The 15,457-nt window shown below is 43.1% G+C and carries 10 protein-coding genes; 7 read left to right on the top strand and 3 right to left on the bottom strand.

The features are described from left to right. Window positions 1-242 precede the first annotated feature (242 nt). The 5 genes from hpsN (at window position 243) to IM462_RS06680 (ending at window position 4,030) form a co-directional block, all read left to right on the top strand. Complete coding sequence (gene hpsN / locus IM462_RS06700; RefSeq protein ID WP_287699685.1) at window positions 243-1,238, top strand: hormogonium polysaccharide biosynthesis glycosyltransferase HpsN; 996 nt, start codon at window positions 243-245, stop codon at window positions 1,236-1,238. Further along, window positions 1,235-2,404, top strand: coding sequence for a hormogonium polysaccharide biosynthesis glycosyltransferase HpsO (hpsO, locus tag IM462_RS06695; RefSeq protein WP_287699684.1), 1,170 nt, complete (start codon window positions 1,235-1,237; stop codon window positions 2,402-2,404). Before hpsN ends, hpsO begins: the two co-directional genes overlap by 4 nt. Window positions 2,405-2,550: 146 nt before the next feature. Further along, window positions 2,551-3,135, top strand: a complete 585-nt coding sequence (locus IM462_RS06690; protein ID WP_287699683.1) for a sigma-70 family RNA polymerase sigma factor — start codon at window positions 2,551-2,553, stop codon at window positions 3,133-3,135. Further along, window positions 3,135-3,509, top strand: a complete 375-nt coding sequence (locus tag IM462_RS06685; RefSeq protein WP_287699682.1) for a hypothetical protein — start codon at window positions 3,135-3,137, stop codon at window positions 3,507-3,509. The genes IM462_RS06690 and IM462_RS06685 overlap by 1 nt, the downstream gene beginning before the upstream one ends. Window positions 3,510-3,529: 20 nt before the next feature. Further along, entirely contained in the window at window positions 3,530-4,030 is a 501-nt protein-coding gene (locus tag IM462_RS06680; protein ID WP_287699681.1) for a Spy/CpxP family protein refolding chaperone, read from the top strand. 101 nt (window positions 4,031-4,131) lie between these two features. Here the strand turns inward: IM462_RS06680 and IM462_RS06675 are convergent, their stop codons facing one another. Further along, window positions 4,132-5,283 (bottom strand): NAD-dependent epimerase/dehydratase family protein, encoded by a 1,152-nt coding sequence (locus tag IM462_RS06675; RefSeq protein ID WP_287699680.1) that lies wholly within the window; start codon window positions 5,281-5,283, stop codon window positions 4,132-4,134. Window positions 5,284-5,730: 447 nt separating this feature from the next. Here IM462_RS06675 and IM462_RS06670 point away from each other — a divergent pair, with 447 nt between their 5' ends. After that, entirely contained in the window at window positions 5,731-7,581 is a 1,851-nt protein-coding gene (locus IM462_RS06670; RefSeq protein ID WP_287699679.1) for a polysaccharide deacetylase family protein, read from the top strand. A 45-nt stretch (window positions 7,582-7,626) separates the two neighbouring features. Then, the gene (gloB, locus tag IM462_RS06665; RefSeq protein ID WP_108936741.1) at window positions 7,627-8,400 is read left to right on the top strand and encodes a hydroxyacylglutathione hydrolase; all 774 of its coding nucleotides are present in this window, start codon (window positions 7,627-7,629) and stop codon (window positions 8,398-8,400) included. 384 nt (window positions 8,401-8,784) lie between these two features. Here the strand turns inward: gloB and adhE are convergent, their stop codons facing one another. Continuing rightward, window positions 8,785-11,451, bottom strand: a complete 2,667-nt coding sequence (adhE, locus tag IM462_RS06660) for a bifunctional acetaldehyde-CoA/alcohol dehydrogenase (protein WP_287699678.1) — start codon at window positions 11,449-11,451, stop codon at window positions 8,785-8,787. Window positions 11,452-11,691: 240 nt separating this feature from the next. Continuing rightward, window positions 11,692-15,414, bottom strand: a complete 3,723-nt coding sequence (locus tag IM462_RS06655) for a class I SAM-dependent DNA methyltransferase (RefSeq protein ID WP_287699677.1) — start codon at window positions 15,412-15,414, stop codon at window positions 11,692-11,694. Window positions 15,415-15,457: the final 43 nt, after the last annotated feature.

Raw genomic sequence — 15,457 nt, 5'->3', positions numbered from 1 at the left:
TTACTTGGTATGGTTCGATCGGGGGGCATAAATCGACTAAATCCTTATCTGGCAAGAGATTTAATTGATTAGTTCGCTCTAGATCAAAAAAAAATTAACAAAAATCGCTAAATGCCTTTCTATATAAGGGTTACATACCTTATAACCCCCGTCCATTGCATAAGACAAACCGAAGAACCATTAAATAGAAGTTTTCTACTGTCTTTTTACTGATTACTGTTTACTGATCACTGATTACTGCTATGAATTTTCCCTCGATTTCTGTCATCATACCCACCTATCGACGTGAAGAACCCCTTAAAGATACTCTCGATGACCTACTCAAACAAGATTACCCCAATTTTGAGGTATTAGTTATCGACCAAACCGCTACCCATAGCCCCGCCATACAATCCTATCTAGAAAATCTGGCTAATCAGCACAAAATTAGCTGGTATCGGCTAGATTGGGCGAGTTTACCCGGTGCCAGAAATTATGGAGTCCGTCGGACCCAGGGCGATATCGTTCTTTTTATCGATGATGATGTGCGGCTACCGGATAATTATCTCAAAGCACATAGTGAGAATTTTGTCAAGAATCCTGAGATAGGTGTAGTGGCCGGTCGGGTATTCGATCGCATGAAATTGGGTGACTCCCAAAAAATGGTGACAGATACCAGCAAACCCTACGAAATCGACTTTTTACCCCCCCAAGCCATGGATCCCGGCATTGCTTGGTATTACATCGATCTTGTCCACACCACTAAACCCCAGCAGGTAATCTCGGCCCGGGGCTGTAATATGTCTTTCCGGAAGGATATATTTACTAAATACGGCATTTGGTTCGATGAACGCTTTCGTGGCAGTGCCGTGCGCGAGGAATCGGATTTTTGCTTAAGGTTACGCCAGACTCCCTATCATGTCTGGTACGATCCCACCGCTTATCTGGTTCATTTAGGGGAAGAAACCGGCGGCTGTCATGATATTAGCACTCGTTCTTTGAGTTATCAGACGACTTTTTATCATAATCACTTTCTGATGGCCCTGAAAAATCTCACTCCCGCTCAACAATTGCGACTCTACGCTAAATTATTTGATTGTCACGTTCTTGGCAATCCTCCCTGTAATAAAGGTGGTTCCCCGATTAAAATCCTTTCTAGGGGAATTTTTTATAGTTTAGGTTTTCTGGATGCTCTGAAAACTCAAGTAAAGTCCCTCTGGAATGATGGCCAAATTTATACAAAACTAGATAATCTATGAAAATTTTAGTCGCTAGTCATACATATATAGTTGATCTCAACTGTGAGAAACTGCGCGCCCTGACAAGATTAAATCCCAATATTGAGGTTACTATTGTTGTTCCCCAACGTTGGCAACCGGGAGGAGTCCAAAATAAAATTATTGAAAGTCAACCGAAAATAGCCGATAATTTCCGAGTCATTCCTATCTCTAATTTTAGCCAGAATAACCAAGCTTTATTAACTTTTGGTGTTGATATAATTCCTTTGTTGCAAAAATTTAGACCTGATATTATTCAGGTGGAACAGGGTTCTAAATCTCTCGGTTATGCACAATTTATTACTCTGAATCGTCTCTTAAATCTCCGGGCTAAAAATGTATTTTTTACTTGGTGGAATCTTCCCTATACTCCTAAATTTCCCATCTCTTGGTTAGAAGCTTATAACCTGAAAAATACCGATGGTTTAATCGCCGGTAATCAGGACGGAGTAGATGTTTTAAAAGAACGGGGTTACAGGGGTAAATACACCGTTTTACCACAATTAGGCGTGGATGAAGTTCTTTTTTCCCCCAGCAAGCAACCCGATTTAGCCCGATCTTTAGGCATTGAAAGCAATGAATTTGTGATTGGTTTTGTCGGTCGTTTTGTGGAAGAAAAAGGCATTCTAACGCTGATTAAAGCTGTAGCTAAATTAACAGGTAAGTGGAAATTATTACTGTTAGGTCGGGGCATCTTGAAAGATAAAATAGTCAGCGAAGCTACAGCCGCAGGAATAAGCGATCGCTTGATGATAGTGGAAAGTGTTCCCCACGATCAAGTAGTTAATTATATTAACCTGATGAACACTTTAGTTTTGCCTTCAGAAATCACCTATCAGGTCAAAACTTTAACGGCCGTCGGTTGGAAAGAACAATTCGGTCATGTTTTAATTGAAGCTATGGCCTGTCAGGTTCCTGTTATTGGTTCTGATTCAGGAGAAATTCCCTTTGTTATTGCTGATACGGGGTTAATTTTTCCCGAAAAAGATGGGGAAGCACTGGCTAAATCTATACAAACTCTCTTAGATAATCCCAGCTTCGCTCAAGAATTAGGCCAGAGGGGTTATCAGAGAGTAATGACCAATTATACTAATAAAGCCCTCGCTCAAAAACAATTGGATTTCTATCAACAATTACTCCTTCGGTGATGGGGAGATGGGGAGATGGGGAGCAGGAAGAAAAAAGCTGATAACTGATAACTGATCACTGATCACTGATCACTGATAACTGATCACTGGTTATGAACCATTCTTGACATCCGCTAGTCTAAACGGACAGGCATCCAGCGGGGGTAATGATCAGGGTGATAACCGAGAAGCAAACAAGTGTGAGCGATCGAGAGTTAATCTTAAAATGTCAAAGGGGTGATCGGGGTGCTTTTCGTCACCTTTACCGTCTTTATCAACCAAAAATCCGCTCTACTCTCTATCAACTCTGTGGACAGGAATTCCTAGAGGATTTTGTCCAAGAGGTATTTTTAAGAGTGTGGCACGGGTTGCCGAAATTGCGTTCACCTGAATACTTTTCCACTTGGGTTTATCGGATCACTTGGAATGTGGCGATCGATGGTCGGCGACAATTAGCCAAAAGACAAATGAGGATCGCCAAAAGCACTGATGAGGAAAACTCCCTTGATAGCGAATCCCGTCCCCAAGATAGTCCCGATTTGATGCAACTGCATTATGAGGAAGTGGTCCGACAAGGGTTGGAAATTCTCAGTTTAGAACATCGCGCTGTCCTTGTCCTTCACGATCTAGAAGACTTACCCCAAAAGGAAATCGCTCAAATCTTAGAAATTCCCCTCGGTACGGTGAAATCACGCCTTCATTATGCGCGTAAAACCATGGGTCAATTTTTGCAAAAACAAGGAGTTCTCTAATGTCCCCAGAAGATGAGAAAGTGGTTAATTTTCTGCGTCGCTATCGTCCATCGCTGCCACCTCGACCGATAGATCAAGAAGAACAGTTAATGCAAATGATTAGGGAAGAAAAGCCAGTAAATTTCCCAAAATTGCCGCCTTTATTGGGGTGGATAACTGGTATTACTGCCTTATCTGTGCTGATTTTTGCTTCCTATCGTTGGTCCGATCCTCATCCACAACTGAGCCAAATTTCCGACGAGCAGTTAGAAGCTTTTTTAGTGGAGAGTTGGAACCATAGCATCGCTCCACCGATTGCTGCTCCTAGCGTTTATAGTTCCCCTTGGATGAGCTTAAACGAGCCTCATCTCACCTATTCTACCTATAATCCTTAATTTCTTTGTGGAGGTCAATTATGTACTTTTCTACTGTCTCGATTCTCGGCACGACCATGGCTTTAACTCTAGCCGCTAACTTGGCCCCAACTGCCACTGTGCTATCCTATCCCCAAGATCGTCTATTTATCGCTCAAACTAGCTCTCCCCAGCGTCCTGAGAGTCGTCCCCGTGGGATGAATAATTCTCGAGAAAGACTAATCGAACAATTAAACCTTACCGATGACCAAAAGTCAAAAATTGCCGCTATTCGTCAGAAATACCGGGGACAAATGCAAAAATTACGGGACACCCTGAGAAGCAACGAACAAGAATTAAATAGTTTATTATCGAATAATGCCTCCGATCGAGATATCCGTTCCAAACATCAGCAAATCTCCCGCAATCGCCAAGAAATGAGTAACCTGCAATTTGAAAGTTTTTTGGAAATTCGTCAAGTCCTAACTCCCGCTCAAAGAACGGAATTTTCGCAATTAATGCAGGAACGTTGCCCTAATTCCCGCAATTGCGGACGACAATAATTCCTATCAGTGCGGATTAAGATCGAGTTTGATGGCGATACATTAGAAAAACGGAAAGGATGGGCAAGTAACCCATCCTCAACTTATCATTTACTAATAAATTATCGTTTCCAAGTGACTTTTGGTAGGATATGATTCATATCTACCCGATTTTTATACTTGGTGGCGAAGTTCAAGAGGGAATCGAGGAGAGAATCGGAGAGATAGTGAGGTTGTAGGCCTAGATCGAGTAATTTCGTGTTTTTAGCGTTAAAATAATGTTCCTCTAACTCGATGCGCGGGTTGTCAAGATTGTTAATCTCCACATTTAACCCTAACGCGGAACCAGCTTTTTTCACCATCAGTGCCAAGTCACCGACGCTAAACAGTTCGGTAAATTGGTTAAAAACGCGAAATTCCCCCGATTGAGCAGGATTTGCGATCGCTAATTCCAAACAACGCACGGTATCGCGGATATCTAAAAATCCTCGCGTTTGACCACCTTTACCGTACACTGTCAGGGGATGACCGATCGCCGCTTGAATACAAAAACGGTTTAAAGCAGTACCAAAAACCCCATCGTAATCGAGACGGTTAATCAACATCTCATCCATTCCCGTTTCTTCGGTGAGGACTCCATAAACCACCCCTTGATTAAGATCCGTGGCTTTTAAACCCCACATCCGACAGGCAAAATGGATATTATGGCTATCGTGGACTTTGCTGAGATGGTACATACTACCTGGCTGTTTGGGATAGGGTAAAGTATCCTTACGACCGTTATGTTCGATCGTGATGTAGCCTTCTTCAATATCTATATTAGGTGTGCCATACTCACCCATCGTTCCCAGTTTCACTAGGTGCGCTTCGGGAAATTCCTCTTTCATCGCGTAGAGGATGTTTAAATTGCCAACAACGTTGTTAACTTGGGTTAAAACCGCGTGTTCGCGATCGATCATGGAGAAGGGTGCAGATCTCTGTTCTCCGAAGTGAACAATCGCATCCGGTTGAAACTGTCGCAGGGATTGAATCAGAAAGTCGTAGTCATTAATATCCCCGACAAAAAGATCGAGCGATTTTCCCGTTAGATCTTGCCAGCGTTGAATACGATGAGATATGGGTGCGATCGGTGTTAAGGTATCGCAGCCTAATTGTAAGTCCCAATAGCGACGAACTAAACTATCAAGTATGCCTACTTCGTAACCCCTATTTGATAGATGGAGTGCCGTTGCCCAACCACAATAGCCGTCTCCGCCAATAACCAAAACTCTCATACAATATCTGTAAAGTTTATATACTCGTCTTTGGTAACTCTAGCAGTTTTGTGTCACGCTTTACCAGCTTAATCCCCGTGAACATAGTGGGGTGTAGGGTGTTAGGGTGTAGGGTGTTAGGGTGTAGGGTGTGGGGTGTGGCCCCCCCAACCCCCCCGACATCGGGGGGGTTGGGTGTAGGGTGTGGGGAGAATAAATAAAATAATCTCCTATCTCCTGACTCCTATCTCCTGACTCCTGACTCCTGAATACTGACTCCTATCTCCTGATGAGGGTGTTCTAGAAAACTTGACAAGGGAACGGATTACAGAGAAACTCAGCTTGTAATCAGTGGGCTTTGCTGACGAGAAAACAAAAGCCAAAAATCTAGATAAAAAGCAGTTTTTTCGGTAACTCAAGGACTATCTGCTTTTTTACTTTTTACTTTTTACTTTATTACTTGATCTTATGCGTTGGCAAGCTCGGCAAAAATCTTCGTTTCCCTTGTTTCCCCTATACGGATTTTTGGCATTTATCGTCACTTGTCTGATTATTTGGACAATTTCTCTCTATCCTCGTTCTAATGCTCTGGTGGGGGGTGATTCTCTCCCCGCACCTTTTAGGGAGTTTCAACCGGAATGCGCGGATTATGTTCTAGAAAATAGTTCTTTTAAGGATATATCGAGAGTTTTTGATTGTAAAACCTATAAAAACATCTCCGATCGCGTGATTGTTTCCCTATCTCTCCAAAAAAACGATATTAGTCTCGATAATTGGCAAAATAACTCGGCAACAGCGATCGAATTAGCCCCCTGGCCGGAAATTCATCCCCGCGCTCAAGGGGCAAAAGTACCAGTTTTAATGTATCACGACATTTTACCAAAAAAAGAGGTATTTTTTGACGTTACTCCCGCCGAATTAGAGGCACATTTTCAATTTTTGCAGGAAATCGGGGCAACTCCTATCAGTATCGATTGGTTAATTTCCCATCTGCGGACAGGGATCCCCCTTCCCGCTAAACCGGTTTTATTGACTTTTGATGATGGTTATGGGGGACATTATCAGTATGTCTATCCTTTATTGAGAAAATATAACTATCCTGCTGTTTTCTCGATTTATATCAATAAAATGGCTCAAAAAACTGGCAGAACCAGTGTCACTTGGCAACAACTCCGGGAAATGGCCGCCGATCCTCTAGTACAGATTGTCTCCCATAGCGTCAGTCATCCCCGGGATTTAAGATTATTGTCCGATGCAGATTTGGAGCAAGAAGTCAAGCAATCGAAACAAATCTTAGAAAAAGAATTGGGCATTCCGATTAATTATTTCACCTATCCGGAAGGGAAGGCGGACGATCGAGTGAAGGAATTCGTCAAAAAAGCGGGTTATCGGGCGGCTTTATCGATGAATGACCTAGATGAGCATTTTGCTGGTCAATCCCCCGATTTACTCACGATTGGACGCTTTGGGCAATCACGCACGCGAGAAGTTGTACCGCAAGCTTGGGGAGGTGATCCCTTACCCCGTACCGATGGCGGTTTTAACTTTGCCACCACCATCCAAAAACGGGAAGTGGAACTCCCAACTAATACACTTGTATTAATTAGTGGCGGCATTCCCAAAACCATCCACGCTGATAGTCGTTATCAAGTGGAGGAAATTATCGCCGGCACAGAAGCGATCGCGGCTGTAGATGGCGGTTTTTTCTCCCTCAAGGAATTGGACTCAAATCAGATGATCGGGCCGGTTTTAAGCCAAAATGGCGGCTTTATCCCGGGATATGAAGGGGAAATCGGCAAGTTAGAGGGTCGTCCTTTAGTAATCATTACTGAGCGATGGGTGCGTTATCTTCCTTTTGATCCTGCCCGTCATAATACCCTAGAAGGAATCGCAGCGGAGGCCGGAGATGATCTCAAGGTGACGGATGCTTTTGTCGCGGCCGCTTGGTTAGTCAAAGATGGACAACCACAATCCCGAGAATCCTTTGGTACACTTTACGGTTTTGATGCCCTGCGTCACCGGGCTTTTTGGGGGATTAATCAGGCAGGACAGCCAGTAATCGGGGTTTCCCGAGACCCGATCGATTCCATGGCTTTGGGAGAATTATTAGTACAGGCAGGTTTTCGGGACGCGGTGATGTTGGATTCAGGAGCAAGCACCTCCCTCGCTTATCGGGGCCAGTCGCAAGTGCATTATACTCCCCGTCCCGTTCCCCACGTTGTCGCTTTATTTCCCCCCACAGAACCCGATATTGTTCCCATTAATCATGTGGGGATTCCCTGCGTAATTTTTGCCGATTCCTGTGCTGCGGGGAGTTAGGTTAGCACTATATGATCGAGTTAAACCTTAGCCCAAGATTCTACCATGGAGATCGAACGTCTTAACGCCCTTTCCGATAATTATATTTTCCTCCTCTACGATCCGGCACAAAAAATTGCGGCCGTGGTGGATCCGGCGGAACCTGAACCCGTTTTCAGGCGATTAGAGGCTTTACAGGTGGATTTAGTCGCTATTTTTAATACTCATCACCACGGCGACCATGTGGGGGCTAATCAGGCTTTAATTAATCGTTATCCCCATCTTTGTGTTTATGGGGGAAAGGAGGATCGCGGTCGCATTCCGGGCCAGCAGCTGTTTTTAGAGGAGGGGGATCGGGTGGAATTTGCCGGTCGCTGGGCCGAGGTTTTCTTTGTCCCCGGCCACACTCGCGGCCATATTGCCTATTATTTTCCCCCGGTTAACCCCGGAGATTACGGTGAGTTATTCTGTGGTGATACCCTGTTTTCTGGGGGTTGTGGTCGTTTATTTGAGGGAACACCGGGCCAAATGGTGGCTTCTTTAACTAAATTGCGATCGCTGCCCGACCAGACCAGGGTTTGGTGCGCTCACGAATATACGTTAAATAATTTAAAGTTTGCCTTGACAGTTGACCCTAATAATGCTGCTCTGCAACAGCGTTATCGGGAAGTGGAAAAACATCGCGCTGAAGATCTGCCCACGATTCCGGCAATTTTGGGGACGGAAAAGCTGACTAATCCTTTTTTGCGTTGGGATAGTCCCGCTTTGGCCATGACCATGGATAGCAGCGAACCAATACAAGTGTTTGCGCGGCTGCGGGGGAAAAAAGATAATTTTTAAGTAGTGGCTAAGTAGGGTCTGCTGAAAAAGTACGGGCGAAGCATTCGGATAGAAAATCTACGGTTTCACCGATAGGTTATTGCCCGAATGCTTCGCCCCTACAGGACGCGGGCCGATGAAGATGCAAGGTTTTGAACGACGATTCTCTCAAAATCTTGCACCTGTTTCGCGAGAAAAGCCCCAAAACCCTTACTTTGCCTACATTTCACATTTATTCAGCAAACCCTAAGTAGGTAGGTTTTTGGTTTCTGTGGTTAGCCCCCCTTATTAAGGGGGGTAGGGGGGATATCCCCTGATTAAGGGGGGTAGGGTTGATTGATGGTAGGGTTGATTCATGAATCAACCCTACTAGGGGGTAGGGGGAATCAAAGGCAAAATCTATCCCTACAAGCTCAAGGGTTGCGGATCTAACTTCAAATCGGCAAGACTGACATCACCGTGACCATTTACCGCCACCTCTAGGGGCAAATTGCCGTGATAAGCTTGGATTAACAGGGTTTTTAAGTCCTCAATCAGGGGATAACGGGGATTGGCTCCGGTACACTGATCATCGAAAGCTTGTTCGGCTAAATGGTCTAATTTGGCCATAAATTCGGCTTCAGTTTCGGGAATTACCTCTTTAATACTGGCCGGAATACCGATTTCCCGTTTTAAACATTCGATCGCTAATACCAATCTTTCCACACTTTCGGTCTCGCTTTCTCCTCCCAATCCCAAGGAATGAGCGATCCTGGCATAGCGCCACTTCACGTTAGGATATTTGTACTGAGAGAAAGTCGCCTGTTTAAAGGGGGCATCGGTGGCATTATAGAGGATGACGTGGGAAATCATCAAGGCATTGGCTAGACCGTGGGGAATATGGAAAATTGCCCCCAATTGGTGGGCCATGGAGTGACAGATGCCTAAAAAGCCATTAGCGAAGGCCATTCCGGCCATTGTCGCCGCGTAATGGACTTTTTCCCGCGCTTTCGGGTCTTTAGCTCCGTTATGATAGGAACTGGGCAAGTATTTAAACAGCAGTCGGATGGCATCTTGAGCAAGAGCGTTAGTATATTCTGAGGCTAAAACCGAGACGTAGGCCTCAAGAGCGTGAGTTAAAGCGTCAATTCCGCCGTAGGCTGTTAATTTTTTCGGCATATTCAGCACTAATTCCGGATCGACAATGGCCATGCTGGGAGTTAGAGCATAATCTGCCAAAGGATACTTAATATTATTACGGCGATCGGTCACGACGGCGAAGGGAGTCACTTCTGATCCTGTTCCCGAAGTGGTGGGAATACAAACCATCAGAGCTTTTTCGCCTAAAGGGGGCAATTCATAGACTCGTTTGCGGATATCCATAAAACGCATGGCCAAGCTCTCGAATTCTATCTCTGGATGCTCGTAGAGTAGCCACATGATTTTAGCCGCATCCATGGGGGAACCACCACCGATAGCGATAATTACATCGGGATTGAAGGTATTAATTACATTTAACCCCCGTTCGACGGTTTCTAGGGAAGGATCGGGTTCCACATCATAAAAGATATTAATCGTGATGCCGATTTCTTCTAAAACCTCCTCTAAAGCTGCGGTAACTCCTAGGTCAAAAAGAGGTTTATCGGTGACAATAAAGGCCCGTTTTTTGCCGGCTAATTCCCGAATAGCGACGGGTAATGCTCCGTATTTAAAATATACTTTTGGTGGTACTCGGAACCAAAGCATATTTTCCCGGCGCTCGGCTACGGTTTTAATATTTAATAGGTGGGTAGGTTCGACGTTTTCGCTGATGGAATTACCGCCCCAAGTGCCACAACCGAGGGTTAAACTAGGATCGAGACGGAAGTTATAGATATCACCGATCGCACCCTGGGAGGAAGGGGTATTAATTAATACCCGGGCCGTTTGTACGTTGTCTTGAAAGTGCTTAATATGTTCCCGATTGGAGGGTGCGGTATAAAGCACGGCCGTATGACCTCGACCGGCAAATAAGACCAGTTTTTCGGCTTTTTTTACCCCATCTTCAAAGTCTTTCGCTCGGTACATGGCTAAAATTGGCGAGAGTTTTTCGTAGGAAAATGGTTCCTCTAAGCCAATATTTTCCACTTCTCCGATTAGTAAGCGGGTATCTTCGGGAACGGAAATTCCGGCCATGGTGGCTAATTTTTCTACCGGTTGTCCGACGATATCGGGGTTGATATGACCATCTTTTAGGAGAATCTCGGCGACTTTTTCCCTTTCTTCGGGGGAAAGAAGATAGGCCCCGCGATCAATAAATTCCTGTCGAACTTCTTCATAGATGCTATCGACAACGATTACCGATTGTTCGGAGGCGCAAATCATGCCGTTATCGAAGGTTTTACTGAGAATAATCGAGGAAACGGCCATTTTTATGTGAGCAGTTTCGTCCACTAAAGCGGGGGTATTGCCGGCACCGACTCCTAGGGAAGGTCTTCCGGAAGAATAGGCCGCTTTTACCATACCGGGACCGCCGGTAGCAAGGATTAAATTAATGCTGGGATGTTGCATTAATGCTTGGGAAAGTTCCACCGATGGCTGATCGATCCAACCAATAATACCGGCCGGTGCGCCCGCTTTGACGGCCGCTTCTAAGACTATTTTGGCCGCCGCGATGGTGCAGTCTTTGGCTCGCGGATGGGGGGAAAAAATGATGCCGTTGCGGGTTTTCAGGGCAATTAGGGCTTTAAAAATGGCTGTGGAGGTGGGATTTGTAGTGGGTACGATCCCCGCTAAAATGCCCACGGGTTCGGCGATTTTTTGCAATCCAAAGGATTTATCTTCTTCGATAATGCCGCAGGTTTTGCTGTGTTTATATTTGTTGTAGATGATTTCTGAGGCAAAATGGTTTTTAATCACTTTATCCTCTATTACTCCCATTCCTGTCTCTTGTACTGCCATTTTAGCTAGGGGAATGCGCGCGTTGTTGGCTGCTAATGCCGCTTTTTTGAAGATAAGATCTACTTGTTCTTGGTTATAGTTGGCAAATTGTTGTTGAGCTTTTTTTACCTGTTGTATCAGTTCTTCTAGCTCTTGTCTATTGGTAACTATCATAACAATTTTGTTGAAAAAATTAGGCATTTTATTCTATTATAGCGTTTTTTGGCAAGGTACTCGCTCAATCTTGGGATTTTCTTTATAGTTTCCTAAGAATTGGTATTATAGGATACTAATAATCCTAGGTAATACTAAATCTGGTTATTAAAGACTGATTATTTATTCCCCTTTTTGCATGAGTGCATGAGTAGAAAACGGGTTTCTCCGAGAAACCCGTTTTCTGTGCTACATTTATATCTATTTTATTTCTCCCTCTATTATCCTGATTTCTTCCTCACTTAATCCATACAATTCATATACTATTTGGTTAATCTCTTTTTCTAACTCCTTGACTTCTTTTCCCTTAGCTTCTAAACATTGTTTAACTAGATATTTGATCGCTTGTTTTTGGGGTTCTGTTGCACTAGCGATAGGAAAATATTTGATAAAAATAGAACTCGGTTCATAAAAGTTACCCTGTAATTTTGCTAGTATTTTTTCAAACAGAAACATCACCACATTAGAATTAAGAATAGCTAGTAAAGTTAGATCATTACAGGAAATAATAAAGGCTTTTTGATTAGTGTAATAACCAGAATTGTCAAAGGTAAATTCGTTCCGTTTACAGATATTTGGATAAATAATTTTAGGTTGTTCAAATTCTTGCCAGTAAGCGATATTATCCTGAATTTCATACCATTTATAACTCCCTACTTTTCTTCCTATACCTGGAGTCAATTTTTGTTTGTATTGACTCAAATACTGTTCAATTGCAGGGTATTTTTTAATATCAATTCCCCTTCTGGTAAAGATTATCCATAAATCTTTATATTCTACGCACCATCTTTTTACATCTCGTCCTCGGAGAAAAGGTTTAATAACTTCCTCGGAGGAGGGATGTTGACTAATTAATCTATCGCGGGTGATTTTATCAATCACAAAAGCTTCATTTAAACCTGTGGTTATTCCTCGATAAAATCTACCTTTTACATATTCTCCCAAAGGAGTACCGACTTTTTGCAATTTAGCCAATAAATCTAAAGTTTGTGAAGATTCTAATTTCCAACCATCAGCAGATAAATTAGCTTGAGTGATTGTCAGATAATCTTGTTCTAGAATTGTGGCAAACTGGGTGATATTTTGCTCTTTGTGTTTATCCCAAGCTAAAGCTTTAAACTGATTGCCATCCCATTTATCTTTACTTAAAGCGATAATACTGGGATAAGCGGTAGCTTCTTCAAAGACAGGAAAATCACCAAAGTCAATTAAATTAAAAATTTTCGTCGAATTGCTGAGAAGTAGCCTTAATTTTTCTCCGTATCCCGAACGAAAATATTTATTTGAGGAGATATACGTTAAATAACCTTTATTTTTGAGTATTTGTAAACCCCTCTCATAGAAATAGACAAATAAATCAGCAATCCCGGTATAGGATTGATAAATTTTCTGCAAGATAGGTTTAATATTTTTGAGTTCCTCCTGTCGGATATAAGGAGGATTGCCAATTACCACATCAAAACCGATAAAATTCCCCTTATCGTCTAGAACTTCGGGGAACTCGAAGCGCCATTCAAAAGCATTATGATAAATCTTACCGCTTTCAATCTCCTCTAGTTGCGGACGTAACTTATCAATCTCATTCCTTAACTGACTAATCTTCCTTTCCCGCGCTTTCTTTTCCTTAGCTGACTCCTCAAATAACAAAATTTGATTCTCTAGACTATATAAATCCGTTTCCAAACCCCGCAAGCGCTTTTTCAGAGGATTATCTCCCTGTAAAGTCTGACGAAAACTACTCTTAATCTCACTTATCAATCTCTCCATCTCGCGCTTTTGCGATTTATCCTCCGCATTGCGATAGACTCTCACCGCATCCTTATAACTCTCGATACTTAAACGATTTTTGCGGGAAAAGACTTGTAAATCATTGGATAACCCAAAGCGACTAATCAGAGAATTGCCAACCTTGATATTAATATCGATATTCGGTAACGTCTCTAACTCGTTGTCTGCTTTGTAGTAAGCATTCTTGAGTAACTCAATCCATAAACGCAACCGACAGATTTTCACCGAGTTGGGATTGATATCAACTCCAAAGAGACACCCCTCAATCAGACGCTGTTTTTCCTGAAATAAAGTCTCCTGTACTCGCTGACTTTCTCGGTTGCGGGGATTATATTCAAACAGATTACCGTCATCATCGGTGACGATTAACTCATCGTTCACCACCTCAACCCGATAATCCCTGAGAGTTTTCCCCTCTTTATCCAATAAAATCTGTAACTCACTCTTAATCGCGATTATCTCGTTCAAAGCAGAGACAAGAAAATGTCCCGAACCTACCGCAGGATCACAAATTTTGAGACTATTGATAATAGCATTGGCTGCCGTTTTATCTTTGATGCGGTTATACACATCCTCGATTGTCTGACAATCCCATCCCTGACTCTGGTTAAATTTCTCTATTACTGCGCGTCGAATCGTTTCCCGACACATATACATAGTGATGAAACCGGGGGTGAAAAAGGAACCATCCTTATATCCGTTGATTTTCTCGAAGATTAATCCCAACACTGACGCATTGATAAGAGTCTTATTATCCTCCTGTATCGCTTCCCCACCTTCGCTGCTAAAATCGTAGGCATTGAGAAACTCAAATAGGTATGCTAAAGCGTTGATTTCTCCTGTTCGCTTTTTCCCCTGACTATCCTTTAAGACTGTTCCTGCAAAAATCTCTATATTCTCCGAACGCAGGTTACTGATAACTATGGTTGATTGTTCTAAGTCTGTGGGTTCAAATAGGGAACTGTTGAGATAGGGAACCTGAGTATGGGTATTCTGGATGTCTTTGCTTCTTTCTGTCTGTTTTTTGGCCAAAACGCTGAAAAATAAGCGATTTAAGTCGTCATAGTTGGCAATTTTGCCTAAATTGAGAAACCCTAGGGATTTATCCCCCCGATGATACCTAATTATCTGCGCTTCTAATAGTTTGAGGAAGAGGATTCTATTTATCCAGGTTATCCCCAACTCTAAACCGATATTCAATAGTCTCTCCTCTTCCGTCTCCCCAAATTCTTCGGGATTGGGTAAACGAGAGATTTTATCTAAACTCTCCACTTGACTGATAGCGTTCTCTAGCAGCGAACCGGGTTGTCGCGCTGCCGGTTGCGGATGTCGGATGAGTTTTGTTCCTCCCTCTTTTCTCTCTGTCAATCCGATGATATGCAGCAGTTCACTATAAAAGTTTTTGTCGAGACTGTTGCTATCGTTCGCAAAGGGGAGTTTTAAGAGGTGTTCGGGAGAAAAGATTTTATAGAGACTGATAAGGTTATGTTCGTCCTCCCGGATGGTTTGGGAGTATTCCCGCAAGTCAAAATGGGTGTATGTCAGGGAATCGAGTATGGAGTTAAGGAAGGGTTCTCCTATCTGTTTATAGAAGAAGTCGGTGGTTTTTCCCGTTAGTCTCCCCGTCTCAAAGTCATTAAACTGTCTGACAAGTTCCTGATTTTGTGCGAATAGTCTCTCGAAGATATTCCCATCGAAGATAAACCACTCATATATATTGGTAGCAATCAGGTGTTTTATCTCTAGGTTTTTCTCGGTTATTCTTTCCCGTAGGAAGTAGAGGAGTAATTCTTGTAATGCTTTACAGTTGAGTTTGTCTCTCCGCAGCATCTCGCTTTTATTGCTGGGTTTCTTGACTTCCAATATCACCCCCACGGAATCCCGCGATTCTTTCCCATTATGGATGACTAAATCATTCCTTCCCTTGGTGTTGATGAAATGTTGGGGACTATAGTAGCTGTGTTTGAGAAAGTCTGCAAGCAGGTTTTTATGGAACTCCTCGGATTCTGTCTCGTTTATACTCCCCAAAAGTTGTTCTAGGTGGGTTTGAAACTTCTCTACCTGACTACGACTCGGTTTGACTCTTAGGAATGCTTTGTTTAATGCTTGTCGGGGAGAGAAATTTTCCGTCTTCATACCTTTATCCTCTTCCTACTCAACCCGATTTTGGGGTCTATTT

The organism is Microcystis sp. M144S2, assembly GCF_020246065.1.
In the GTDB taxonomy this organism is placed as follows: domain Bacteria; phylum Cyanobacteriota; class Cyanobacteriia; order Cyanobacteriales; family Microcystaceae; genus Microcystis; species Microcystis ichthyoblabe_A.
This window is presented reverse-complemented; position numbering and strand designations above follow the sequence as displayed.

Coding starts and splice junctions, on each gene's coding strand:
- hpsN (WP_287699685.1), top strand. CDS start 243: ATGAATTTTCCCTCGATTTCTGTCATCATACCCACCTATCGACGTGAA.
- hpsO (WP_287699684.1), top strand. CDS start 1,235: ATGAAAATTTTAGTCGCTAGTCATACATATATAGTTGATCTCAACTGT.
- IM462_RS06690 (WP_287699683.1), top strand. CDS start 2,551: ATGATCAGGGTGATAACCGAGAAGCAAACAAGTGTGAGCGATCGAGAG.
- IM462_RS06685 (WP_287699682.1), top strand. CDS start 3,135: ATGTCCCCAGAAGATGAGAAAGTGGTTAATTTTCTGCGTCGCTATCGT.
- IM462_RS06680 (WP_287699681.1), top strand. CDS start 3,530: ATGTACTTTTCTACTGTCTCGATTCTCGGCACGACCATGGCTTTAACT.
- IM462_RS06675 (WP_287699680.1), bottom strand. CDS start 5,283: ATGAGAGTTTTGGTTATTGGCGGAGACGGCTATTGTGGTTGGGCAACG.
- IM462_RS06670 (WP_287699679.1), top strand. CDS start 5,731: ATGCGTTGGCAAGCTCGGCAAAAATCTTCGTTTCCCTTGTTTCCCCTA.
- gloB (WP_108936741.1), top strand. CDS start 7,627: ATGGAGATCGAACGTCTTAACGCCCTTTCCGATAATTATATTTTCCTC.
- adhE (WP_287699678.1), bottom strand. CDS start 11,451: ATGATAGTTACCAATAGACAAGAGCTAGAAGAACTGATACAACAGGTA.
- IM462_RS06655 (WP_287699677.1), bottom strand. CDS start 15,414: ATGAAGACGGAAAATTTCTCTCCCCGACAAGCATTAAACAAAGCATTC.